This window comes from Agromyces sp. CCNWLW203, assembly GCF_036576125.1.
GTDB lineage: Bacteria > Actinomycetota > Actinomycetes > Actinomycetales > Microbacteriaceae > Agromyces.
Map to the genome: position 1 here is coordinate 52,691 of NZ_JAZHYX010000005.1, position 23,137 is coordinate 75,827.

At 71.0% G+C, this 23,137-nt stretch carries 26 protein-coding genes; 9 read left to right on the top strand and 17 right to left on the bottom strand.

The window, feature by feature from the left end:
* Positions 1–22 precede the first annotated feature (22 nt).
* The 3 genes from VPH61_RS12425 to VPH61_RS12435 are packed head-to-tail and all read right to left on the bottom strand — an operon-like array spanning position 23 to position 2,907.
* Positions 23–979, bottom strand: a complete 957-nt coding sequence (locus tag VPH61_RS12425; protein ID WP_332063814.1) for an ABC transporter permease — start codon at positions 977–979, stop codon at positions 23–25.
* A gap of 9 nt (positions 980–988) precedes the next feature.
* Positions 989–2,029, bottom strand: coding sequence for an aliphatic sulfonate ABC transporter substrate-binding protein (locus tag VPH61_RS12430; protein WP_332063815.1), 1,041 nt, complete (start codon positions 2,027–2,029; stop codon positions 989–991).
* Positions 2,030–2,088: 59 nt separating this feature from the next.
* Positions 2,089–2,907: an ABC transporter ATP-binding protein gene (locus VPH61_RS12435; protein ID WP_332063816.1), complete on the bottom strand. Its 819-nt coding sequence runs from the start codon at positions 2,905–2,907 to the stop codon at positions 2,089–2,091.
* 331 nt (positions 2,908–3,238) lie between these two features.
* On the opposite strand from VPH61_RS12435, the gene VPH61_RS12440 reads away from it, so the two are divergent.
* Positions 3,239–4,078: an SDR family oxidoreductase gene (locus VPH61_RS12440; protein WP_332063817.1), complete on the top strand. Its 840-nt coding sequence runs from the start codon at positions 3,239–3,241 to the stop codon at positions 4,076–4,078.
* Between the two features lie 61 nt (positions 4,079–4,139).
* Here the strand turns inward: VPH61_RS12440 and VPH61_RS12445 are convergent, their stop codons facing one another.
* The gene (locus tag VPH61_RS12445) at positions 4,140–5,162 is read right to left on the bottom strand and encodes a hypothetical protein (protein ID WP_332063818.1); all 1,023 of its coding nucleotides are present in this window, start codon (positions 5,160–5,162) and stop codon (positions 4,140–4,142) included.
* Positions 5,163–5,311: 149 nt separating this feature from the next.
* Between VPH61_RS12445 and VPH61_RS12450 the strand changes: the two genes are divergently transcribed.
* Complete coding sequence (locus tag VPH61_RS12450) at positions 5,312–6,199, top strand: helix-turn-helix transcriptional regulator (protein WP_332063819.1); 888 nt, start codon at positions 5,312–5,314, stop codon at positions 6,197–6,199.
* 30 nt (positions 6,200–6,229) lie between these two features.
* Here the strand turns inward: VPH61_RS12450 and VPH61_RS12455 are convergent, their stop codons facing one another.
* From VPH61_RS12455 to VPH61_RS12485, 7 genes are all read right to left on the bottom strand, one after another.
* Positions 6,230–7,048 carry an alpha/beta fold hydrolase gene (locus VPH61_RS12455; protein ID WP_332063820.1) on the bottom strand — a complete coding sequence of 273 codons (819 nt, stop codon included), beginning with the start codon at positions 7,046–7,048 and terminating at the stop codon, positions 6,230–6,232.
* A 48-nt stretch (positions 7,049–7,096) separates the two neighbouring features.
* Positions 7,097–7,537 (bottom strand): hypothetical protein, encoded by a 441-nt coding sequence (locus VPH61_RS12460; RefSeq protein ID WP_332063821.1) that lies wholly within the window; start codon positions 7,535–7,537, stop codon positions 7,097–7,099.
* Complete coding sequence (locus tag VPH61_RS12465; RefSeq protein WP_332063822.1) at positions 7,534–8,742, bottom strand: serine/threonine-protein kinase; 1,209 nt, start codon at positions 8,740–8,742, stop codon at positions 7,534–7,536. The genes VPH61_RS12460 and VPH61_RS12465 overlap by 4 nt, the downstream gene beginning before the upstream one ends.
* 60 nt (positions 8,743–8,802) lie before the next feature.
* On the bottom strand, positions 8,803–9,480 hold the full coding sequence (locus VPH61_RS12470) for a cation transporter (RefSeq protein WP_332063823.1): 678 nt from the start codon (positions 9,478–9,480) through the stop codon (positions 8,803–8,805).
* Entirely contained in the window at positions 9,477–9,827 is a 351-nt protein-coding gene (locus VPH61_RS12475; protein ID WP_332063824.1) for an ArsR/SmtB family transcription factor, read from the bottom strand. Before VPH61_RS12475 ends, VPH61_RS12470 begins: the two co-directional genes overlap by 4 nt.
* A gap of 72 nt (positions 9,828–9,899) precedes the next feature.
* On the bottom strand, positions 9,900–10,736 hold the full coding sequence (locus VPH61_RS12480) for an exodeoxyribonuclease III (protein ID WP_332063825.1): 837 nt from the start codon (positions 10,734–10,736) through the stop codon (positions 9,900–9,902).
* Positions 10,737–10,768: 32 nt separating this feature from the next.
* Positions 10,769–11,302: a DUF6328 family protein gene (locus tag VPH61_RS12485; RefSeq protein WP_332063826.1), complete on the bottom strand. Its 534-nt coding sequence runs from the start codon at positions 11,300–11,302 to the stop codon at positions 10,769–10,771.
* 125 nt (positions 11,303–11,427) lie between these two features.
* Here VPH61_RS12485 and cofE point away from each other — a divergent pair, with 125 nt between their 5' ends.
* Genes cofE through fgd form a run of 4 tightly spaced genes read left to right on the top strand, consistent with a single transcriptional unit; the run spans position 11,428 to position 14,925 of the window.
* Positions 11,428–12,207: a coenzyme F420-0:L-glutamate ligase gene (gene cofE / locus VPH61_RS12490; protein ID WP_442879098.1), complete on the top strand. Its 780-nt coding sequence runs from the start codon at positions 11,428–11,430 to the stop codon at positions 12,205–12,207.
* A 35-nt stretch (positions 12,208–12,242) separates the two neighbouring features.
* Positions 12,243–13,241, top strand: a complete 999-nt coding sequence (locus tag VPH61_RS12495) for a TIGR03557 family F420-dependent LLM class oxidoreductase (protein WP_332063828.1) — start codon at positions 12,243–12,245, stop codon at positions 13,239–13,241.
* Positions 13,238–13,903: a 2-phospho-L-lactate guanylyltransferase gene (gene cofC, locus VPH61_RS12500; RefSeq protein ID WP_332063829.1), complete on the top strand. Its 666-nt coding sequence runs from the start codon at positions 13,238–13,240 to the stop codon at positions 13,901–13,903. The genes VPH61_RS12495 and cofC overlap by 4 nt, the downstream gene beginning before the upstream one ends.
* Positions 13,900–14,925, top strand: a complete 1,026-nt coding sequence (gene fgd / locus VPH61_RS12505; RefSeq protein WP_332063830.1) for a glucose-6-phosphate dehydrogenase (coenzyme-F420) — start codon at positions 13,900–13,902, stop codon at positions 14,923–14,925. The genes cofC and fgd overlap by 4 nt, the downstream gene beginning before the upstream one ends.
* A gap of 98 nt (positions 14,926–15,023) precedes the next feature.
* Here the strand turns inward: fgd and ggt are convergent, their stop codons facing one another.
* The 3 genes from ggt to VPH61_RS12520 form a co-directional block, all read right to left on the bottom strand.
* Positions 15,024–16,880, bottom strand: a complete 1,857-nt coding sequence (ggt, locus tag VPH61_RS12510) for a gamma-glutamyltransferase (RefSeq protein WP_332063831.1) — start codon at positions 16,878–16,880, stop codon at positions 15,024–15,026.
* A gap of 103 nt (positions 16,881–16,983) precedes the next feature.
* A complete protein-coding gene (locus VPH61_RS12515) occupies positions 16,984–17,469 on the bottom strand; it encodes a hypothetical protein (RefSeq protein WP_332063832.1) in 486 nt (161 codons plus the stop codon).
* A 213-nt stretch (positions 17,470–17,682) separates the two neighbouring features.
* Complete coding sequence (locus VPH61_RS12520; protein WP_332063833.1) at positions 17,683–18,252, bottom strand: TetR/AcrR family transcriptional regulator; 570 nt, start codon at positions 18,250–18,252, stop codon at positions 17,683–17,685.
* 99 nt (positions 18,253–18,351) lie between these two features.
* Between VPH61_RS12520 and VPH61_RS12525 the strand changes: the two genes are divergently transcribed.
* Both VPH61_RS12525 and VPH61_RS12530 read left to right on the top strand, forming a co-directional pair.
* Complete coding sequence (locus VPH61_RS12525) at positions 18,352–18,912, top strand: hypothetical protein (RefSeq protein WP_332063834.1); 561 nt, start codon at positions 18,352–18,354, stop codon at positions 18,910–18,912.
* Between the two features lie 275 nt (positions 18,913–19,187).
* Positions 19,188–19,331 (top strand): hypothetical protein, encoded by a 144-nt coding sequence (locus VPH61_RS12530; protein WP_332063835.1) that lies wholly within the window; start codon positions 19,188–19,190, stop codon positions 19,329–19,331.
* 248 nt (positions 19,332–19,579) lie between these two features.
* On the opposite strand, the gene VPH61_RS12535 is transcribed toward VPH61_RS12530, so the two are convergent.
* On the bottom strand, positions 19,580–20,440 hold the full coding sequence (locus VPH61_RS12535; protein WP_332063836.1) for an SDR family NAD(P)-dependent oxidoreductase: 861 nt from the start codon (positions 20,438–20,440) through the stop codon (positions 19,580–19,582).
* Between the two features lie 113 nt (positions 20,441–20,553).
* On the opposite strand from VPH61_RS12535, the gene VPH61_RS12540 reads away from it, so the two are divergent.
* On the top strand, positions 20,554–21,180 hold the full coding sequence (locus VPH61_RS12540) for a TetR/AcrR family transcriptional regulator (RefSeq protein WP_332063837.1): 627 nt from the start codon (positions 20,554–20,556) through the stop codon (positions 21,178–21,180).
* 37 nt (positions 21,181–21,217) lie between these two features.
* Here VPH61_RS12540 and VPH61_RS12545 read toward each other — a convergent pair whose 3' ends face one another.
* Entirely contained in the window at positions 21,218–22,024 is an 807-nt protein-coding gene (locus VPH61_RS12545; RefSeq protein WP_332063838.1) for an ATP-binding cassette domain-containing protein, read from the bottom strand.
* On the bottom strand, positions 22,021–23,115 hold the full coding sequence (locus tag VPH61_RS12550; RefSeq protein WP_332063839.1) for a putative F420-0 ABC transporter permease subunit: 1,095 nt from the start codon (positions 23,113–23,115) through the stop codon (positions 22,021–22,023). Before VPH61_RS12550 ends, VPH61_RS12545 begins: the two co-directional genes overlap by 4 nt.
* Positions 23,116–23,137: the final 22 nt, after the last annotated feature.

Below are 23,137 nucleotides of genomic sequence, written 5' to 3' on the forward strand. Positions count from 1 at the left end.
CTGAAGCGATGCCGGGCAGCGGTCACGCCCAGCGGCGCACGGCCCATCGCTCGATGAGCGCGACCACCGAATCGGTGAGCTTGCCGAGGAGCGCCAGCAGGATGATCGCGAGGAAGATGCGGTCGATGCGTCCGTTCTGCCCCGAGTCGTTCAGCAGGAACCCGAGCCCCATCGACGACGCGATGAGCTCGGCCGCGACGAGGAACAGCCACGACTGGGCGAGGGCCAGGCGGAGGGCCGAGAGCACCGACGGCACGACCGCGGGCAACTGCACCGTCGCGAAGAGCGCGACCCCGTGCAGTCCGAATGCGCGGCCTGCCTCGATCAGCTGGCGATCGACGTGCCGCAGCGATGCCGAGACGATCGTGTAGACCGGGAAGAACGCGCCGATCGCGATGAGGATGACCTTCGAGTCCTCGCCGATGCCGAACCAGAGGATGAGCAGCGGGATCCAGGCGAGCGATGGCACGGCGCGGATGCCGCCGAGCGTCGGGGCGAGCAGCACGTCGGCGAGCCGCGAGAGGCCGACGACCGCGCCGAGTGCGAGCCCGATCGCCGCGCCGAAGGCGAAGCCGAGGAACACCCGCTGGGTCGAGATCGCGACGTAGAGGCCGAGCACACCGCGCTCGGCGAGGTCGACCGCGGCGAGCCACACCATCTCGGGCGAGGGCAGCTGCGAGAGCGGCACGAGCCCTGACGTCGAGACCCACTGCCAGATCGCGAGCAGTGCGAGCGGGATGATCGCGCCGCCGACGATGCGGAACCAGCGGCGGTCGACGAGGCGGGCGCGCGGGCGCCCGCCGGTGGTGGTGACGGATGCCTCGCGCTCGCCGCTGCTCGGCCGGCGATCGATGCTCGACGACCCGTAGGGGCCGGCGACCGCGACCGCGAGGCCTTCCTGCGAGACCGGGGCGGCGAACTCGCTGTCGACGGACGACGCCCTCGGTGGGGCATCCGTCCGCTGCGAGGCATCCGTCATCGTGATCGCCTACTCGAAGCGGCCGGCGTCGGCCTTCGTGACGAAGGTGTCGTTGATGATCGTCTCGAGCGCCTCGTCGACCTGGGCCTGCGTCGCGACGTCGCCGAGCTCGACGAAGATCGGGCCGATCTTCTCGAGCACCTCGACCTGCGCGTCGCCCGGCACCGGGTCGACGTCGAGGTTCGAGCGCTCGTCGATGACCTTCGTGGCGACGGCGAGGTCGAGGCCGGCGACGTCCGCGAGGATCTGCGCCGTCTCCTCGGGGTTCTCGGCGGCCCATGCGCGCGCCTGCTCGTAAGCGTCGACGACGGCCTGCGCGACCTCGGGCTTGTCGGCGATGAACGTCTCGGTCGCGTTCAGGAAGCCGTAGCTGTTGAAGTCGACGTTGCGGTAGAAGAGGGTCGCGCCCTGCTCCTCGGCGCCGGCCATGATCGGGTCGAGGCCCGACCACGCGTCGACCGAGCCGTTCTGCAGCGCCGCCCATCCGTCGGCGTGCTGCAGGTTCTGCACGACGATGTCATCGGCCGAGAGGCCTTCGGCCTCGAGCGACTGCAGCAGGAAGAAGTAGGGGTCGGTGCCCTTCGTCGCCGCGACCTGCTTGCCCTTCAGGTCTTCGACCGAGGTGATCGGCGAGCCGTCGGGCGCTACGAGGGCGGCCCACTCGGGCTGCGAGTAGATGTCGATCACCTGGATGGGCGAACCGTTCGAACGTGCGAGCAGCGCGGCCGAGCCGGCGGTCGATCCGACGTCGATCGCTCCGGCGCGAAGCGCCTCGTTGGCCTTGTTCGAGCCGGCCGACTGCACCCAGTTGACCGTCAGGCCGGCGTCTTCGAGCCAGCCCTGGTCCTTGATGATGAGGCTCAGCGGGTTGTACGTCGCGAAGTCGATGTTGAGCGTCTGGCCCTCGAGTGAGACGGCCTCGCCGCTCGCGGCGGGCTCGGCTTCGGCGGCCTGGCCTTCGCCGGCGACGCAGCCGGAGAGCAGCAGGGCCGCCGCTGCGGCTGTCGCGCCCGCGACGAGCGCGGTGCGGAAGAACGGGGTGCGGGTCACGGGGGACTCCTTCTCTGGTGGCGGGTTCGTTGCGGTGGCGCGGTTGCTGTGGGCGCCGGTCAGAACGGGTAGTGCGGGATGGTCGTGGTCGTCTCGATGCCTCGGGCGGCGCCGTGGCGGTCGATGCCGAGCCCGTCGAGCAGGCGCCCGCGCAGCTCGGCGAGCTCGGCCGAACCGCGGTCGCGCGGCCGGGAGCCCGGCACGACGACGATCTGCCGGATGTCGGCACCCGGGCTCTCGCCGTCGCTGCCGAGCAGCACGACCCGATCGGCGAGCTGCAGCGCCTCGTCGACGTCGTGCGTGACGAGCAGCACGGTCGTGGGCGCGGCGGCGTGCACGTCGAGCAGGAGGTCCTGCATCTTCAGGCGAGTGAGGGCGTCGAGCGCGCCGAACGGCTCGTCGAGCAGCAGCACGCCGGGGTTGCGGGCGAGCGCGCGGGCGAGCGAGGTGCGCTGGGCCATGCCGCCCGAGATCTCGCGCGGACGATGCCCGGCGAAGTCCGCGAGCCCCACGAGCTCGATGAGCCGGGCGACCTTCTCGCGGCCGGCCGCCTTCGAGGTGCCGCGAGGCAGTCCGAGCGCGACGTTGCCGGCGACGGTGCGCCACGGCAGCAGCCGCGGTTCCTGGAACCCCACGGCCGATCGCGGGTCGAACGGTGCGGCCGCGGTGCCGTCGACCGAGACGGTGCCCGCGCTCGCGTGGTCGAGGCCGCCCGCGATTCGCAGTAGCGTCGACTTGCCGCACCCGCTCGGGCCGAGGATCGCCACGATCTCGCCCGCCGCGACCTCGAGGTCGACGTCGCGCAGCACCTGCCGGCGCCCTGCCGTCGTGTCGAAAGCGCGCCCGACACCACGGAACGAGACGGATGCCGCGGTCATGGCGTCTCCTCGACTGAGCGTGGTGGATGGGATTCCTCGACGCTATACATCGCAGAGAACACTGTCAGGCGGGCCTGACCCATGGCGTAATACGGGGATTCCGCGGCCGACGCCGTCCTGATCGAACTTTCTTCGGGTTCGCGCACGGTGCGCGCCGGCTCGCGCCTGCGGCGCTGAGCCCGCTCGCATTTCAGGACCAGAGCGACCATGGGTGCATATCTGCACGCGAGACTGCTCTGGTCCTGAAATATGCGGCGCTTCGATCGGTAGCAACGAGCGGCGGCGACCGGCGGTGCGGTCAGGCGATGGTGCCGTGCGGGAGAATGGACGGATGACGAGAACGGTTCGCGGTGCCAGTGTGCTGATCACCGGGGCTGCCGGCGGCATGGGCCGCATGTACGCTCAACGGGCGGTGGCCGAGCACGCGGCATCCGTCACCCTCTGGGACCGCGATGCGGCCGCCCTCGCCCGCACCGTCGACGAACTCGGCGCCGTCTCGCGCGGGCGCACCCGCATCCAGTCGTACGTCGTCGACGTCGGCGACCTCGGGGCGATCGCGAAGACCGCCCAGCGCGTGCGGCGCGAGGTCGGCAACCCCGACGTGCTCATCAACAACGCCGGCATCGTGCGCGGCAACCGCTACTTCTGGAACACCGACAACGGCGACGACACTCGCGCGACGATGCAGGTCAACGCGCTCGCGCCGATGTACATCGCGCGGGAGTTCCTGCCCGGCATGATCTCGAACGCGTACCGCGCAGCGCGCATCGTTAATGTCGCGAGCGCCGCTGGCACCCTCGCGAATCCCCGCATGTCGGTCTACGCCGCGTCGAAGGCTGCCCTCATCGGCTGGAGCGACTCGCTGCGGCTCGAGCTCGAGCAGTCCGACCACGGCAACGTGAAGGTCACCACCGTCACGCCGAGCTACATCGCGACCGGCATGTTCGCCGGCGCGCGCGGCCCGGTGCTCGCACCGGTGCTCGACCCCGAGTACGTCGTCGACCGGGTGTGGAAGGCGATGCTCGAGGGCCGGCCCCTGCTCGAGCTGCCGAGGAGCGTGCGCCTGTCGCGGGCACTGCGCGGCCTCCTGCCGACGCGCGTGTTCGACCGCGTCGTCGGCGACGGCTTCGGCGTCTACCGCTCGATGGAGCGGTTCACCGGGCGTCGCTGAGAAACGACCGGCGCCGCCTGCCTGCGCAGGAGACGCCGGTCGGTGCCGGGGCGGGTCGAACCTAGTCGCGCTGCAGCGTTGCGGAGAGCAGGTTCGGGGAGTCCTGGTTCACGTAGGCGGCGCTCGGGACGTAGACGGTGTCGCCCCTGACGAGCACCGAGGTCGGGTTGCTGAGCCCGTCCTCCGCGGTGAGCACCGTGGTGCGCACGCCGCCGGTCACCAGCACGACCTCGCTCGACGGATTGAGCGTGGCGATGATCTGGTCGCCACGCCCGGTGAAGGCGAAGTCGTCGACGCCGGCGAGGTCCTCGGCGGCCGTCGTCACCGCGCCGGCGGAGCCGTCGTCGCGGATGTCGATGCGCTGGATCGTCCCGGCGTCCAGGTTCGAGACGTAGAGGTCGCCGCGGTGAAGCTGAACGCCGTTCGCGCCGAGGAATCCGGCCTGTGCAAGGCCGGCATCGTCGGACCAGGTCTCGACGGCGCCGTTCCGGTCGATGCTGTAGACCGTCCCCGCGACGGAGTCGGCTGCGAGGAATCGTTCGTGCTCCTCGTCGTACGCCAGTCCGTTCGGGAGGCCATCGGCTGGGAGCGCCGCGATCAGGTCGAACTCGCCGGCGTCGTCGAGTTTCCAGAGCCCCGTGGTGTCGGCCTCGCCGGTGGCGTAGAGCGCGTAGTACGAGTCGTCGACGTGCGCGAGACCCGTCGTCAGTGCGAACCCGAGCACCGGGGTGGCGCTGCCACCGCCGGTCGGCGCGGGCAGGGTGCCGAGAACCTCGATCTCACCCGAGGGCGAGATCGCCGCGATCTGCCCACTGGCGGCGAAGGTGACCGCCACCCCACGGCCCGCGTTCACGATGTTCTCAGGCAGCTGCCCGGCGGCCAGATCGAACTCCGCGATGGTCGTGACGTCGCCGACGCCGGAGAAGGAAGCCGACCGGCTGGCGGTGAGCTCGACGGCGGCGGGCTCGGGCACGGCGGGCTCGGGCTCGGCGGGCGCGGGCGCGGCGGAGCAGGATCCGAGCACCACAGCGGTGCTCACGGCGAGGAGGCCGGTCGTGATGGCGGAGAAGCGGGGTTTGAACATGGGTGTGTACCTCGTTGGCTTGTCGGTGGAGTCGGGCCGTGTCGGCTTGGAACCCACTGTGCGACCGCGCCGCCGGCGGGGCCAGACCGCAGTGAAGGTACCCCTGACGTGGATACCTTCGCCGACACGAAGCAGGGCACGATGGGGGGATGACACGGACGAACGACTCGAATGAACTCGGCGCGTTCCTCCGAGCCAGCCGCGCCAGGATCACCCCGAAGCACGCGGGACTGACCTTGTACGGTGACCGCCGCCGGGTACCGGGCCTCCGGCGCGAAGAGCTCGCGATGCTCGCCGGCCTCAGTTCCTCGTACTACACGCGTCTCGAACAGGGGCAGTCGAGCGGCGCATCGACGCAGGTGCTCGACTCGCTCGCCGCGGCGCTGCGGCTGAACGATGCCGAGCGTGCGCACCTGCACACCCTCGCCAGCCACCGGGACGGAACGATCCGCGCCCGCGTCGTGCGGGGCTCCGAGATCGTGGATCCCGGCATGGTCGAACTGCTCGACGCGATGTGGGAGACCCCGGCCATGGTGCTGGGGCGCCGGAGCGAGGTGCTCGCTTGGAACCGCCCGGGCCACGCGCTCCTCGCCTCGCACGTGTCATTCGACGCCCCCCAGTATGCGACCTCACGGCCCGTGCTCGCCGCGATGGTGTTCCTGGATCCGGCGATGCGAGCGCTCTTCACGGACTGGCCGGCGAAGTGTCGAGCCGTCGTCGGAGATCTGCGACTGGCGGTCGGACACTTCCCCGATGACCCTGCGCTCGCCTCGCTGATCGGGATGCTGTCGATGAGGAGCCCCGAGTTCGCGAAACTGTGGGCAGACAACCGGGTACAGGCCCGGGCGACCGTGCAATACGAGATGCAGCACCCCTCGGTCGGTCGCCTCACGCTGACGAAGCACGCCCTGCAGTCGGCCGGCAACCCCGGCCAGATCCTCGTGACGCACACCGCCCCGACGGGTTCGGCCTCACGCGAGGCGCTCGCGCTGCTGCAGCACGTCGCGCCATCACGCACCGTCGCCTCGACGCTCTGACGCCGTCGCAACTCGCGACCCGCGGGCGCGTCAGAGCCCGTGGCGGCCGAGCCAGTCGAGCAGCACGCGCGTGAACTCCGCGGGGTGCTCGACGCTCGGCAGGTGCGCGGTGTCGGCGACGCGAACACCCGTGGCGTTCGGCAGGTGCGCGAGCAGGTGGTCGTAGGCCGCGAGAATCACGCTGAGGTCGTATTCGCCCACGGTGACGAGGGCCGGCACGCCGACGTCGCCGAGCCGCTCGTACGCCGACGGTTCGAGCGGGAGCATGGTGCCGTCGTCGGTGGCATGCGCGGCGTTCGGGGCATTCAGCTCGTGCGCGCGTCGCACGAACTCCGGGTCGACGGATGCCGCGGAGCGGAGCGGACCCACGGCCCAGACGTCAGCCTCGCGCCGCATGAGCAGCGCGGCGTCGACGGCCGGATCGATCGCCTCGAGCTCGTCGAAGCGGCGCTGCTCTTCATCGGTGAGCGGCAGGTCGGGGAATCCACCGGGCTCGGATCCGACGGTCACGATGCCCCGCACGCGGTCGGGGAACGCGAGTGCGGTGTCGAGCGTGATGCGCCCGCCACGGCTCGCGCCGATCACGGTCGCCTCGGCGATGCCGAGGTGGTCGAGCACCGCGACCGCGTCGGCATGGTTCGCGAACGGCACCGACTCGTCGTGGTGCGTGCCGCCGAAGCCTCGCGGGTCGTAGCGCGCGACGAAGTGGTCGTCGGCGAGCGCGTCGATCTGCTCGTCCCACATGCGCAGGGTCGCGATGCCGGCGGGCACGAGGAGCAGGGCGGGGGCGGAGGCACGGCCCGCCGACTCGTAGTGGAGTTCGGCGCCGGGAACGGTGAGCATGGGCATCCCACGAGCCTACGCATCGGCGATCGCGCGTACGGTCTCCGGCGAGGCTCAGTCGTCGTTGCCCTCGCCCGGCTTCTTGCCCTTGTCCTCGTCTTTGCCCTTGTCGTTGCCCGGCCCGCGGTTGTCGTCGTCGTCATCCTCGTCCGACGGATTCGGTTCGGGGGTCGGCGTCGGCGTTACGGACTCGGCCAGCTCTGCCGCTTCGAGATCGGCCTGCACGAGGGCGATCGCCTCGCGGATGTCGGCTGCCTGCTGCTCGCCGATCGCTCCCGAGTCGACCGCCTCGGTGACGTCGTTCTCGAGCAGGGCGAGGGCGGCGATCGCGCCGAGGTAGTCGCCGGAGGCAGCCCGCTTCGCGACCTGCACGACCGAGGAATGCAGGTCGGCGCTCACTGCTTGGGGCGACTGGCCGCACGCGGCCAGTCCGAACACGAGCGACGTGGCGAGGAGGCCCGCGCCCACGGCGGTGCGGAGTCGAGCGCGTCTCATCGCGTCACCGCCTCTTCCAGCTGCTCGAGGTGCACGCCGAGCTCGCCGGGCAAGACCGGCAGCGTCTCGGTGGGTTCGATCTGCGGCTGCGAGAGGCTCGCGATCATGGGATGCACGAGCATCACGGCGCCCGTCGCGATGACCGCGAGCAGCACGACGGCGATCGCGGGTCGCAGCCAGCGACGTGACCGCTTCGGTGCGGGCCGGAACGCGGCGGCCACGGCTCGCTCTGCGACCGCATCGTCGCCCGCAGCGTCGTCGCTCGCCGTCGGCGTGCCGAGCACTCGGGTCGGCGCATCGGTCGGGTCGAGCAGCACGGTCGGCGCGGCTCCCGGCATCGGCGCGGCATCCGGCCCGGTGGAAAGTCGGCCGGCGGCCATCGCGACATCGAGCGCCGCCGGTCGAGCGGATGCCTCGCGGGCCGTCATCGCGCGAAGCAGCTCCACCCAGTCGGCGCCGAGTTCGGCGGGGATCTCGGGGTCGCCCACGAGGCGCGCAGCGGTCGCCTCGTTCGCCGTGCCGGGGAACGCCGGCCGCCCGGTGCGTGCCTCGAGCAGCACGAGCCCGAGCGAGTAGATGTCGGACGCAGTGCCAGGCGCACGGCCGCCGACCTGCTCGGGGCTGAGGTAGCCGGGCGTGCCGACGTAGGCGCCGGTGCGGGTGAGGCGGGCGTCGTCGATGAGCCGGGCGATGCCGAAATCGGCGAGCTTCGCGTTCCAGCTGCGGGTGGGCAGGTGCGCCGGCGCGAGCAGCACGTTCGCCGGCTTCACGTCGCGGTGCACGATGCCGCGCGTGTGGATCACGTGCAACGCCTCACCGAGGTCGGCGGCGAGCCATGCGGCATCCGCTGCACTGACCGGACCCTGCTGCAGGGTCTTGCGGAGGTCGCGGCCGTCGACGAGTTCCATGACGAGGTACTCGCGGTCGACGCCGTCGTCGTGCGCGGCGTCGTAGAGGCGCACGAGCGCCGGGTGCTCGACGCTCGCGAGCAGCGCCGTCTCGGAGCGGCGGCGGGCCGCGTCGTCGATGCCCTCGGCCGCCTCGGCGAACACCTTCACGGCGACCGGCCGGCCGAGGCTCAGGTCTTCGCCGCGGTAGACGCTCGCCATGCCGCCGCGGCCGATGAGCCTGTCGAGGCGGTACCGGCCGCCGAGCGTCACGCCCGTGTAGGGGCCGTCGCCGGGTCGGTCGGGGGAGTTCGTCACGTGTTCGAGGGTATCGAAGCCGGCTGGGAGACGGACGAATCCGGGTGCCGGAGGCCCAGTTCAGCAGCAGTCGTCGGTCTCGGCCTCGCGCTCGCCGGTCAGCACCGAGACCGGCACCGTGCACGCGTCGCCGCGCCAGGCTTCGATGCCCTCTCGCACGGCGAACGCGGCGATGACGAGGGCGGCGACGGAGTCGGCCCACGCCCAGCCGAGCAGGCTGTTGAGCAGCAGGCCCGCGAGCAGCGCGGCCGACAGGTACGCGCAGATGAGCGTCTGCTTGGAGTCGGCCACCGCGGAGGCCGAGCCGAGTTCGCGGCCGGTGCGGCGCTCGAACCACGACAACAGGGGCATGACGGCGAGGCTGACGGCGGCGAGGGCGATGCCGACCGGCGAGTGCTCGGGCTCCGACGCGCCGAGCAGCGCGCGCGCCGCGTCGATGGAGACGAAGAGCGCAAGGCCGAAGAACGACACGGCGATGAGACGCAGGGCGACGCGCTCGCGCCGGTGCGGATCGGGGGCGGCGAACTGCCACGCCACCGCGGCGGCGGAGAGCACCTCGACGATCGAGTCGAGGCCGAAGCCGATGAGGGCGGCCGACGACGCGACCGAGCCCGCAGCGAGGGCGATGATCGCCTCGATGACGTTGTACGTGATGGTCGCCGCGACGATGAGCCGGATGCGTCGCACGAGGACGGTGCGTCGCTCGGGGGCGAGCGGAGCGAGCGGCACGGTGGTCATGCGCACGTGCAGTCGTCGCTCGAGCAGCACGCCGGGTCGACGACGAGCACGAGGCGGAGCAGGTCGCCGAGCGCGGGGGCGAGGTGTTCGCCCGCGAGCCGGTAGGAGGTGCGGCGCCCGTCGGGCACGGCCTCGACGAGCCCGCATCCGCGCAGGCACGCGAGCTGGTTCGACATCACCTGCCGCGAGACGCCGAGCGCGTCGGCGAGGTCCGACGGGTAGGCGGGCGCTTCGCGCAGGGAGAGCAGGACGCGGGTGCGCGTCTCGTCGGAGAGCGCATGCCCGAGTCGCGCGAGCGCCGCCGTGTGCGTCAGGGTCGCCGTCTCGATCACGGGGGTCTCGGTCATGTCGGCGATGATACAGCAAATCGTGTATTCACAAAATGCTGAATCAAGCCCTCTGACGCGAAGACCGAGCGACTAGAAGATCATCGGCCGATCGTCGTCGTCATCGCCCATCGCGAGGTCGACGAGCACCGGCACGTGGTCGCTCGGGGCGTCGCCCTTGCGCTCGTTGCGGTGGATCGAGGCATCCGTCACGGCCTCGGCGAACGCCGCCGACCCGAGGATGAAGTCGATGCGCAGCCCCTCGTTGCGCGGGAACTTCAGTTGCTTGTAGTCCCAGTAGGTGTAGCCCTCGGGAATGCGCGGGCGCACGACATCCGTCACCCCTGCGTTCTCGAGCGTGAAGAACGCCTGGCGCTCGGCCGGCGAGACGTGGGTCGTGACCCCCTCGACGACCGCCGGGTCGCCGTTGTCTTCATCGAGCGGTGCGATGTTGAAGTCGCCCATGAGCGCGAAGGGCACTTCGGGCCGAGCGGATGTCTCGGCGCGCGTGTACTCCGTGAGCGCCGCGAGCCAGTCGAGCTTGTACGTGTAGTGCGGGTCGCCGAGCGCCCGGCCGTTGGGCACGTAGAGGCTCCACACCCGCACGCCGCCGACGGTCGCGCCGATCGCACGGGCCTCCTGCGGCTGGTCTGGGCCCTCGAGCCCCTTCAGGAAGCCCGGCATGCCGGGGAACGCGGTCTCGACCTCGCCGATCGGCTTGCGGCTCGCGATCGCGACGCCGTTCCACTGGTTCAGGCCATGGATGGCGACCTCGTAGCCCGCCTCCTCGAACGCCTCGATCGGGAACTGCTCGGGCTTGCACTTGATCTCCTGCATCGCGAGCACGTCGACGTCTTCGCGCACCATCCAGTCGACGGTGCGCCCCACACGGGCGCGGATCGAGTTGACATTCCAGGTGGCGATGCGCATGCCCCCAAGCGTAGGACAGCCCGCTGACGCGGTCAGTCGCGCAATTGCCCGTTCGAGAGACGTTCGCCCGGTCGCACCGGCACCCGGTCGGCCGAGAGCCGCGGCACGGCGAGCCACAGCAGCGCGACCGAGACGACGCCGGCGCCGAGGGCCACGAACCCGGCGACCCGGCCGAGCGCGACGTCGAAGATGAGGCTCGCCACCCCGGCGGCGAGGAGCGACACCACGATGAGGTCGGCGACGAGCAGGCCGCCGCCGACGTGCACGACGCGGTCCTTCTGCAGCTGGCCGAACAGCAGCCGGTGCAGGATCACCGGCCCGAGCCCGAGCAGCGTCGCCGAGCAGGCCAGGCCGACGAGCACCAGGTAGAGGCCGAGCTGGTAGCCGTCGAGCTCGGTGAAACGCGGCTGGAATGCCGCCGCGAGCAGGAAGCCGCTGATGATCTGCGTGCCCGTCTGCACGGCGCGCAGCTCTTGGAGGATGTCCGTCCAGTTGCGATCGAGGCGTTCGACCCGGGTCTCGTTGCGACCGTCACGCCGGTCGTCGAGCGAATCATCGGTGACCATACGCGATGCTACCGCCCGAGGCATCCGTCGAATCAAGGGGTGGACACGGCGTCGCCGCGGCGCAACTGGCCCCACGCGCCCCGGAACTGCGATGATTCATGCAGACCGATCAGCCGGGGGTGGCCGTGAGATACAGCATCGAAGGCGTCGAGGGCCTGCCCGAGATCGCGAAGGGCGCCGACCTCGCCGCACTCATCGTCGATGCGACCGAGCTCGAGGACGGCGACATCCTCGTCATCACCTCGAAGGTCGTCTCGAAGGCCGAGGGGCGCGTCATTGCCGCCGCCGACCGCGAGCAGGCCATCACCGACGAGACGGTGCGGGTCGTCGCGAGCCGCGCCTACGAGGGCGGCGTGACGCGCATCGTCGAGAACCGCCAGGGCATCATCGGCGCCGCGGCCGGTGTCGACGCGTCGAACACGCCAGAGGGCACGGTGCTGCTGCTTCCGGTCGACCCGGATGCCTCGGCGCGGGCGCTCGCCACCGGAATCCGCGCGCTCACGGGCGCCCATGTCGGCGTCATCCTCTCGGACACGCTCGGCCGGCCGTGGCGCGAGGGTCAGACCGACCTCGCGATCGGCGCCGCCGGCGTGCACGTCTTCGAGGACCTGCGCGGGTCGACGGATGCCGCGGGCAAGCCGCTCGCCGTCACGATGCCGTGCGTCGCCGATGAGATCGCGGGTGCCGCCGAGCTCGTCAAGGGCAAGTCGTCGGGAGTGCCCGTCGCGGTCGTGCGCGGGCTCGGGCACCTCGTCGGCGACCTCGACCTGCCAGGGGCGCGGTCGATCCAGCGGCCGGCGGAGCGCGACCTGTTCCGCATCGGCGCCGACGAGGCGTACAACGAGGGCTACCGCAACGGCTTCGACGAGTCGCAGGCCGAAGGGCCGCTCGCGTCGGTCGAGTAGGCGGCTTTCGACCGGCGGTCGGGGAAGATGGAGTCGTGTCAGCACGAATCGGCTACGCCGCCATGCTCGAGCGGTTCCCGCCTGCAGAGGCCGTCGCGCTCAGCGCGCTCGCCGAGTCGCACGGCTTCACGGGGGTGATGGCGAGCGACCACTTCCAGCCGTGGATCCCAGCACAGGGCGAGTCGTCGTTCGTGTGGAGCGTGCTCGGCGCGATCGGCGAGCGGACCCGCGGCGACTTCGGCCCGGGCGTGACGACGCCGGGGTTCCGGATGCATCCGGCGGTCGTCGCCCAGGCGAGCGCGACGCTCGCGGCGATGCATCCGGGTCGGCACTGGCTCGGTCTCGGTTCGGGTGAGGCGCTCAACGAGCACGTCGTCGGCCCCTATTGGCCTGAAGCGCCCGAGCGCATCAACCGCATGTTCGAGGCGGTCGACGTGATCAAGAAGCTCTTCTCCGGATCGCTCGCGGGCCGCGATGTGCGCCACTCGGGTCAGCACTTCAAGCTCGAGGCCACCCGGCTCTGGACGATGCCGGCGACCGCCCCTGAAATCCTCGTCGCGGCATCCGGCCCCGTGACGGCGAAGCGCGCGGGCCGCACCGTCGACGGCATGATCACGATCGGGGCGCCCGCCGAGAAGCTCGCGGCTCTGCTCACCCGGTTCCGCGAGGGTGCGCGCGAGGTGGGCCGCGATGCCTCGCGCATGCCGAAGGTGCTGCAGTTGCACCTCTCGTGGGCGCCCACCGATGAGGAGGCGATGCGCGGCGCCCTCACCGAGTGGCCGAACGGCGGGTTGCGCATCCCTCGCGGTGACATCCGCTCGCCCTTCGAGTTCGAGCAGCTCGCCCGCACGGTGCGCCCCGACGACTTCGCCGGGCGCATGGTCGTCTCGGCCGACCCCGACGTGCATCGCGCCGACATCCAGCGCCACCTCGATCTCGGCTTCGACCGCATCTACCTGCATAACGCGGGCCGCGATCAGGCCGCCTTCCTCGAGGTCTTCGGCCGTGACGTGCTGCCGGGGCTCCGCGCGTGACGGCAGCGGATGCCGCGGGGCCGGTCGCACCGTGGACCGTCGTGATCCCCGTGAAGGCGCCCGCCGGTGCGAAGACTCGACTTGCCGTGGCCGTGCCGCCGGTCGAGCGTGAGGCCCTTGCCCGGGCGTTCGCGCTCGACACGATCGCCGCGGTGCTCGCGGCGCGGTCGGTCGACCGGGTCATCGTGGTCGGCGATGACCCGGCGCTCGCCGGCGAAGCCGAGTTCCTCGCGGAACCCGCCGATGGGCCGCGGGGGCTGATGGCCGCGATCGCCTACGGCATCGCGCACGCCAGGGCAGGCGGCGACCCGGGTGAGACCGGCTCGCGGCAGGTCGCCGTGCTGCTCGGCGACCTGCCGGCCCTCGCACCCGAAGAACTCGATGCCGCCCTCGAGACCGCGTCGCGGCATCCGCTCGCCTTCGTGCGCGACGCCGACGGCACCGGCACGACCCTCGCGACCGCCTCGGCGGGCGTGCATCTCGCACCGCACTTCGGCGTCGACTCGGCGGCGCGTCACGCCGCAGCGGGATTCGTGGAGCTCGCGGCATCCGCCGGGCTCAGGCGCGACGTCGACACGATCGACGCGCTCGCCGAGGCGCTCGCGCTCGGCGCCGGGCCGCTGACCCGCGAAGCCGCCGCGCGTGCGAGGATCGAAGCATGACGCTCACCCTCGGATACAAGGCCTCAGCCGAGCAGTTCGCCCCGCGCGAGCTCGTCGAGATCGCGGTTGCGGCCGAAGCCAACGGCTTCGAGTCGGTGTTCACGAGCGATCACTTCCAGCCGTGGCGGCACGATGGCGGTCACGCGCCGTTCTCGCTGACCTGGATGGCGGCCGTCGGCGAGCGTACGTCGACCATCAAGATCGGCACGAGCGTCATGACGCCGACGTTCCGCTACAACCCAGCGGTGCTCGCGCAGGCGTTCGCGAGCCTCGGCTGCCTCTACCCGGGGCGCATCATCGCTGGCTTCGGCACCGGCGAGGCGCTCAACGAGATCGCGACGGGCTTCCGCGGCGCGGGCGAGCAGGAGTGGCCCGAGTTCAAGGAGCGCTTCGCGCGGCTCCGCGAGTCGGTGCGCCTCATGCGAGCGCTCTGGACCGACGACGAGCAGGTCAGCTTCGAGGGCGAGTACTACTCGACGCACGATGCGTCGATCTACGACCGACCGGATGTCCCCGTACCTGTCTACATCGCCGCAGGCGGGCCGACCGTGGCGAAGTACGCGGGGCGCGCGGGCGACGGATTCATCTGCACCTCGGGCAAGGGCATGGAGCTCTACACCGAGCAGCTCATCCCGGCGGTGCAGGAGGGGCTCGCCGCTCGCGGCGACGACCGATCGTTCACCGACCTCGACCGCATGATCGAGATCAAGGTCTCGTACGACACCGACGCCACGGCCGCGCTCGAGAACACGCGGTTCTGGTCGCCGCTCTCGCTCACCCCCGAGCAGAAGCACTCCATCACAGACCCGGTCGAGATGGAGCGCGCGGCCGACGCGCTGCCGATCGAGCAGATCGCCAAGCGCTGGATCGTCGGCAGCGACCCCGATGAGGTCGTCGCCGGCATCAAGCAGTACGTCGACTGGGGGTTCAACCACCTCGTCTTCCACGCACCCGGGCATGACCAGGCGCGATTCCAGGAACTCTTCGCGCGCGACCTCGCGCCGCGCCTGCGGGCGCTCTGAAGGCCCCGCCGATCGAGGAGGCCCGGTAGGGCCGTATCGAGATCTCGCAACAGGCCTCGATACGCTCCTACGTCGCTACTCGACCGACGAGGTGCTCGTCACTGCGCCGGTTCGACCACCAGCCCGGTGCCGCCGCCGCGGCGAACCGGCTCGGCCGCCGCGGTCATGAGTCCGTCGGCATCGACCTCGATGGCCGCCACCGCACCGATCTCCGCCGGCGACCCGAACGTGTGACCGTACGGCGCGAGTTCGGCGGCGTAGGCGTCGAGGAACGCCTGCTCGGCCGAGACGTTGACGGTGTTGCGCTGCGATGCCCGCGGTGCCGCGACCGCCTCGGGCAGGCTCATGCCGAGGTCGATGCGGTTCATGAGCACCTGCGCCACGGTCGTGATGATCGTCGAGCCGCCCGGCGAGCCGACCACGTAGCGCACGTCGCCGCCGTCGAGCACGATCGTCGGCGACATCGAGGATCGCGGCCGCTTGCCGGGTTCGACGGTGTTCGGGTCGGCAGGGTTCGGCACGAAGTTGAAGTCGGTGAGCTCGTTGTTCAGCAGGAATCCGCGGCCCGGCACGGTCATGCCCGAGCCGCCCGTCTGCTCGATCGTGAGGGTGTACGCGACGGCGTTGCCCCACTGGTCGACCACCGAGAGATGCGTCGTCGAGATGTTCTCGGTGTCAACGGGGTCGGCCGCAGCCGCGAGCTCGCAGCCGGCGGCGTCGAGCGGTGCCGGAGCCACGGGCTTGACCGACGCGACATCCGGATCGATCACGCAGGCTCGTGCGTCGGCGAAGTCCTGGCTCAGCAGGGTCTCGGTCGGCACGTCGACGAAAGCCGGGTCGCCGACATAGGCGTTGCGGTCGGCGAAGGCGTGGGCGGTGGCCTCGAGGTAGAGGTGCAGCGCCTGCGACGTCGACTCGCTCGAAAGGTCGAAGTTCTCGAGGATGTTGAGCGATTCGCCGACCGTCGTGCCGCCCGACGACGACGGCGCCATGCCGTAGACGTCGAGGCCGCGGTACTCCACGCGCGTCGGCGCCTGCTCGAGCACGTCGTAGGCGGCGAGGTCGTCGGCCGTCAGGTAGCCCGGGTACGCGGGCAGCGTCGCCGCCGGATCCGTCTGCGGCTGCTGCGCGATGGCCGCGATCTCGTCGGCGAGCGCCCCCTCGTAGAAGACGTCGGTGCCGTGCACCGCGATCTGGCGAAGCGTCTTCGCGAGATCGGGGTTCTTGAAGGTCGAGCCGACCACGGGCGGTGCGTCGTTCGGCAGGAACAGTTCGGCGGTGGCGGGGAACGCCGCGAAGCGGGCCTGGTTCGCCGCCGTCTGCTGGGCGAAGGTCTCATCGACCCGGAACCCGCGGGTGGCGAGCAGGATCGACGGCTTCAGCATCTCGTGCAGCGACTCGGTGCCGAATTCATCGAGCGCCGCCTCCCACGTGGCGACGGTGCCTGGCACGCCGACTGAGAGGCCCGATGAGACGGCGGCGGCGAAGGGGTACGGCTGGCCGGTCGCCGGGTCGATGAACGCGTCGGTCGGCATGGCGGCGGGTGCGGTCTCGCGACCGTCGATCGTCGTCACCTCACCGGTCGCGGCGTCGAAGTACACGAAGTAGCCACCGCCGCCGATGCCGGCGCTGTAGGGCTCGGTCACGCCGAGCGCCGACGCAGTGGCCACGGCGGCGTCGGCGGCGTTGCCGCCCTTCCGCAGTACTTCGAGGCCTACGGCACTGGCCTCCGAGTCGACGGATGACACCGCGCCTCCGTACCCCGTCGAGGTCGACGGTGCCGGTGGTGCCGGGCGCCCGGCGGCGACCAGGCCCGCGGGTGCGAGCGAGGACGCGGACAACGGCTGCGCGGAAGCCGGAGCGGCAGCGGCGAGAGCTCCGGCCGCGAGCGTTGCAGCGAGCGCGACGCTCACGCGGCGAAGCGCGGAGCTGCGGCGACGGACGACGTTGACCATTTGGGACCCCCCGAATCGGGTACAACCTGCCGGATGCCCCCACCGTAGACCCCGACGGGTTCAGCGGCAACGGGTCCGCGCTGGCGGAGCCAGCCCTCGGCGCTCAGCGCAGTCCGGGTCGATTCACGCTCGGCGGCAGCGCGCAGTAGTCGTAGAAGAATCGGCTCGGCGCGGCGTCATCGGTGACGTCGACGATGACGGATGCCCCGGAGTGCGGCAGCCCGCCGCCCGCCATCAGCCACACCGAGAAGTGCCAGATGCCGCGCACGGCGTCGTCGAGGAGGCCCTGCCCGTCGACGACGAGCACCGAGTCAGCGGATGCCCCGGGCAGCGTGCCCGCACGGAACGGCTCGACGACCTTGGCGCGCAGCTCTGCCTCGTCGACCGGGCCGACGGACTCCCGGACGATCGACTGCCCGCGCGCGGCGAGCGCGGCAGCGAGGTCGTCGGCGAAGCGTGCGGCATCTGCCGTCGTCGAAGCCTCGACCGCGATGAGCCGGCGGCCGTGCGACGCGTGATGCAGGAACTCCTCGGCGATGCCGTCGAGTAGTTGGTCGCGGGGCTGCGCCTCGTAGGCGGTTCGCGTCATCCCTTCAGGCTACGCCCGCTGGGGAAGTCGGGCGCTGGGGCGAGCAATGTGCTGGAAACCTTCGATACTTCGGTACTTCGGTACTTCGGTACCGATTTCATCGAGGGACATTCCACTTGGCGGAGATCTCGTCGCGTCATGAGTTCGACCCCAAGCGCGATGTGAGCGAGCCCGAGAGGGGAGGGCGCGAGGCGGGTGTGCGGGCTCGTCACCTCAGGTGGCCGATGCCTCCGATCGGTTGAGGAGGATGTCCGCGGTGCGGGAGAGTACCTGCGATCTCGAGCGCCCGCCGTGGTCGGCGGCGAGGAAGTGCTCGCCGATGGCCAAGCAGAACGCGAGAAGGCTCCGGGCCTCGATCTCGTCTGGGTCGGTGCAGAAGGTGCCGATCATCTCGCGAAGCAGCGCCATTCGCCGGTTGTCCACCCGTCGGAGGCGTTCGGCGACGTGCTCGTCGCGGCGCGCCCAGTCGCGGACCGCGAGGTCGATGGGCAGCAGCCGGTCGTTCGAGAAGGTGAGCATTCCCGCGCGTGTGATCTTGACCTTCGGGTCATCGCCCTCGTGCTCGATGACATCGAGCACCTCGTCGGTGCTCTCCCGTTCCCAACTGTCGAGCATCGCCTCGAGCAGCGCGTCGCGGTCGGCGAAGTAGCCGTAGAAGCCGCCCTTGGTGACTCCGAGGCTCTTCGCCAGGGCTTCGATCCGCACCGCATCGGTGCCGCCGTCGGCAAGCGCGCGCAGGCCCGCTTCGATCCACGCATCACGGGGCGTGCGAAGTGCGCCCATGGCTGCCCCTCCTTGCGTCCAGATGTATACGCAATCGTACAACCCCTGCTACCGTCGCTGTTGTACACCTGCGTATAACCGCGAGGGAAGGACGGAACCATGACACTGCCCGAGAGCATCCGCGAGCAGCAGAGCGCCGCGGCATCCGGTGCATCCGCGGTGACCGGCGTGGTCGGGATGTCGGCGATTCCCGAGTCTGACCGTTCTGCGAGTTCGTTGCCCGATGGCGACTATGCCGACGCGTTCTCGATCGCGACCGACGTGATCGCCTCCCCTGAGCAGTGGGCCAGGGCGATGTTCGGCGACATCCCGAACCTGGCTCAGCAATTCATCTGGCGGGGCCTGCTCGGCATCCGCCTCAGCCGCGGTCGATCACCGCGCACGGTCGCCGGGTGGCGGATCGCCGAGCAGGGCGAGCAGTGGATCCGGCTCGAAGCCGGCTCCTGGTTCCTCAGCGCCAATCTCGTGGTGAGAGGGTTCGATGGCCGAGTGTCGTTGGCCACGCTCGTGCGCTACGAACGGGCCGTAGGTCGCATCGTCTGGCCCCCGCTCTCCGCCGTGCACCGCCTGCTGATACCCGGCCTGCTCCGCGCCGCCGTCGAGCTCCGCACGCGCGAGCAGCGGCGAGCGGATGCTGCGCTCCGACGGCCCGGCCAGTAGTGACGGTCTGGCCCCTCCTCGAGGAGCGTGGTCTGCGGCCCGGTCGAGAACGTCCTGCCGGATGCCGAAACGAAGCTTCCCGGGAATCGGGAGCGGCGGCATCCGTGCCATGCTCCTTCGGCACTTCGGCACTTCGGCACTTCGGCACCGATTTCGTCGGTGACGTTCCATCTCCGCCGGGGAATTTCAGCCGGCGGACCTCCCGTGTCGAGGAGTAATCGTCGCGCTCGCGCCGAAGCCAACGCGGGACGCCGGTCGGCCCCTATGCTCGCCGCATGGACTTCTTGTTGTGGGGTATCGCGCTGTGCGTCTTCTTCGGCGGTATCAGCGTCATCGGCGCGCTGCGCCGGATCGCCGCGGCGACCGAGGAGATCGCCCGCAACACCCGCGCGCAGGCAGAGGTCGACGCGCCGCAGTAGTCGCCCAGCGCACGTTGAGCAGCGCGCCGCGTGGGCCTGCGGGAAGCTCAGGCCTCTGGGGTGCTGACCCAGCTGACGAGCTGCCAGACGATCCCGTTCGGGTCCGAGAACGGGCAGTATCGCTCGCCCCGGGTTCGGTGGTGGGCGCGCTGATCACCCTGGCGCCGGCTGCCGTGATGCTGATCTGCATGGGAAGTCCTTTCGTGGAGCGGGAGCGGGTGCGGGAATCGGGCTGACGGCCGGCCTGTTCATTCGGCCGCCACGAGGGGATTGGGCATGGCGTGCTCGGCGGCCCGGCTGACCTGTTCCCAGGTCGACCAGGTCTCGAGCCGCTGCAGCGAGATGTCGCGCGCGAGGTCGAAGACCATGCTGCCCAGCAGGAGCCGCAGCGGAGGCTCGTCGCTGTCGACGAGCGAGAGCATCGCCTCGGCGGCGAGCCGAGGGTCGCTATCGATGGAATCGCCGGCCCACTGCTTCTCCAGCTCGGCCCGAAGGGGCGCATATGCCTCGGCCGGGGTCGTGGACACCATGCTGGAGTACAAATCGGTCCAATAGCCGCCTGGCTGCACGATGGCGACCTTGACACCGAATGCCGCGGCCTCGGCGGCCAGCGCCTCGCTCATGCCCTCCAGCGCGAACTTGCTCGCGCTGTACAGACCGGTGCTCGGAAACCCGCCGAGCGCCGCGATGCTCGAGACCTGCAGGATGTGACCAGATCCCTGCCGACGCAGGTGCGGCATCACGGCCTGGCTGACCCAGAGCGCACCGAACAGGTTGACCTCGAACTGCGCCCTGGCCTGAGCCTCGGTGAACTCCTCGACCATGCCCATCGACATGTTGCCGGCGTTGTTCACCACGACATCGAGCCGACCGAAGTGCGCGATGGCGTCGGCCACGGCGGTCGCCACCGCGTCTCGATCGGTCACGTCGAGGTTCAGGGCGAGGATGCGTTCGCGGTGCCGGGCATCGAAGACGTCGGGGCTCGCGGTTCGCGCGGCGGCCACCACTCGATCGCCGCGCTCGAGCGCGGCGACGGCGAGTGCATGGCCCAGGCCGCGGCTGGCGCCGGTGATGAACCAGGTGCGGGAGGCGGGAGACGGCTGTCGCATGGTTTCTCCTTCGATGAGACGAGACGGTTCGTCTCGCGAGCCATCAAGCTAGCACGCCGACGAGCCCTCCGCAATACGCAACGTCTCGTCTCGCGTATTGATACGCTGGACCTATGTCGAATCCCGATCCCGCGCGACGCAACGAGGCGTCGCGCCGCGCCGTCCTCTCAGCGACATTCGACCTGCTGCAGGAGGTTCCGTACGCCCGGCTCAGCATCGAAGGCATCGCGACGCGCGCCGGCGTGGGCAAGCAGACGATCTATCGATGGTGGCCCTCGAAGGCAGCCGTGCTCTTCGATGCGTTCCTCCTCCTCAGCGAAGGCGACGCAGGCGAGTTGCCGGCGCTCCCCGACACGGGCGACCTCCGTGCAGACCTGACGCACGTGTTGCAGGCAACCATCGTCGAGCTGAACGAATCCCGACTCGCGGAGCCGATGCGGGCGCTCGCCACCGAGATCACGCACGATGCCGTGCTCGCCGCGGCCTACCACGAGCGACTCGACGCGCCGCTCCGGCAGGCCAAGCGGCAGCGACTGCGCAGCGCGCAGCGCGCGGGCGAGCTGGATGACGATCTCGATCTCGACGTCGCGATCGACCTCATCTGGGGTCCGGTCCTCAGCCGGTGGCTCCAACGCAGCGGCCCCCTGACCGACGAGTACATCGAGCGTCTCGTTGCGATGGCACTCGAGGGGATGCGCCCACGGAGCCGGTCTGAGGTCGGCGGAGCCAGCCGGAGGTAGTCGGAGGACGGCGGAGATTCCTGCCGGCGCGCCGTCGTCACACGGGGGCGCGAGCGCTCCGCTCCGCCACGCCCGAGTAGGCGATGAGGGGCCGCCCCGTCGATGGGTGTGCGAGCACCTCGGCCTCGACGCCCCAGACGTCGCGGATGAGTCCGGGTTCGAGCATATCGGCGGGGGCACCGGATGCTACGACCCGGCCGCGATCGAGCACGATCACGTGATCCGCGTACGCGGCCGCGAGTCCGAGGTCGTGCAGCGCCGCGAGCACCGTGCGCCCGCTCGACGCGAGCGAGCGCACGAGCTCGAGGCTCGTGAGCTGCGCGCGCACGTCGAGGTGGTTGGTCGGCTCGTCGAGCAACAGCAGCTCGGGCTCCTGCGCGAGCGCCCGCGCGAGGTTCACCCGTTGGCGTTCGCCGCCCGAGAGCGTCGAGTACTCGCGCGCGGCGAGCGGTTCGAGGCCGAGCACCGCGAGCGACTCCGCCACGATGGCGTGGTCGCGCTCGCCGAGGCCCGCCCACGCCCCGAGGTGCGGCGTGCGGCCGAGCGCGACGACCTCGTGCACGCGCAGCTCGGGGGCGTCGTGCGTCTCCTGCTCGGCGAGGGCGATGCGACGCGCCCGGTCGCGGCGGCGAAGAGCTGCGAGATCGCGGCCGGCGAACGCGAGCGCACCGGCATCCGCTCGCTCGATGCCCGCGATCAGGTGCAGCAGGGTCGACTTGCCGGCGCCGTTCGGACCGAGCAGCGCGCCGAGCGAACCGGCGGGAACCGTGACGTCGACCTCGTCGACGATGAGGCGGCCGGTGCGCGAGAAGCGCACGCGCGAGAGGTCGAGGCCGTCGGTCACGAGACCCTCCGTCGCATGAGCAGCAGGGCGAACACCGGGCCGCCGACGAGCGCCGTGATGATGCCGACGGGCAGTTCGCGCGGATCGAAGAGCGTGCGCGCCGCGGTGTCGGCCCAGACCAGGAAGAGCGCACCCGCGAGTGCCGAGAGCGGCAGCAGCGCTCGGTGACGCGAGCCGACGAGCAGCCGCACGCCATGCGGCAGGATCAGTCCGACGAACCCGATCGATCCGCTCACGGCCACGAGCGCACCGGTGAGCAGCGCGGTGCCGCCGAGCAGTAGCACCCGGCTGCGGCCGACGTGCACACCGAGAGCGGATGCCGCGGCGTCGCCGAACGCGAACGCGTCGAGCGTGCGCGCGCTCGCGATGAGCGGAATGCCGATCGCAATGAGCGCGCCGCCGGCGATCGCGACCGAGACCCAGTCGGTACCGGCGAGCGAGCCGAGCAGCCAGTTGAGGATCTCGCGGTAGCTGTCGCCGGTCGCGCTCCAGAAGATGACGAGGCTCGTGACGGCGCCGAACATCGACGAAACGGCGAGCCCGGCGAGCACCGTTCGCGTGGGGGAGAGGCTGCCGCCCGAGCCGCGACCCGCGCCGCGCCCGGCCGCGCCCGCGAGGGCGAGCGTCGCGACGAGCGCGGCGAGAGCCCCCGCGAACGCGGCGAACGGCAGCAGCAGGCCGACGCCGAGCACGATGACGATCACGGCGCCGACGGAGGCGCCCGACGAGAGGCCGAGCAGGTAGGGGTCGGCGAGCGGATTGCGGGTCAGTGCCTGCATGACCGCGCCGCAGAGCGCGAGACCGGCGCCGACCGCGGCGGCGGTGAGCACCCGGGGCATGCGCAGCTCCCAGACGATGCCGTCGCGCAGCGGGCTGAGGGTGGGTTCGCCGATGCCGAGGTGCGCGGCGACGCTCGCGATGACGTCGGCGGGGGCGAGTCCGGCCGGCCCGATGGTCACGGCCGCGATGACGGATGCCGCGAGCAGCACGCCGAGCGCGACGGCCGACGCGGTGGTGCGCCCGCGTCGCGTCTCGAATACAGGAGCACGTGGCGGAAGCACGCTGCGCACGCCTGTTTCCGGTGCCGACATGTCGCCCCCACCTGTTTTCGGC